At 43.1% G+C, this 248-nt stretch carries 1 protein-coding gene; it reads right to left on the reverse strand.

Going from position 1 to position 248, the window contains the following annotated elements; translation table 11 throughout:
• Positions 1–248 (reverse strand): CoA-transferase (locus AAEY79_RS15985; RefSeq protein WP_352289667.1); only part of this gene is annotated, 248 nt, incomplete at both ends.

Raw genomic sequence — 248 nt, forward strand, 5'->3', positions numbered from 1 at the left:
GAATTTGGCTTGGCTCAAGTTCACCCGGCTCTACAATTTCTTCTACTTCGGCTACCGTAATTTTACCAGCAGTTGCAGCAAGTGGGTTAAAGTTCATTGCTGTGTGGCGAAATACTAAATTACCAAAGCGGTCGGCTTTCCATGCTTTAACAATAGCAAACTCACCGGTTATCGACTCTTCTAAAATATAAGGGCGACCATTAAATTCTTTTACATCTTTACCTTCGGCAACGGGCGTACCGTAACCT

It is taken from the genome of Psychrobacter sp. GW64-MNA-CIBAN-0177, from assembly GCF_040309585.1.
GTDB lineage: Bacteria > Pseudomonadota > Gammaproteobacteria > Pseudomonadales > Moraxellaceae > Psychrobacter > Psychrobacter okhotskensis.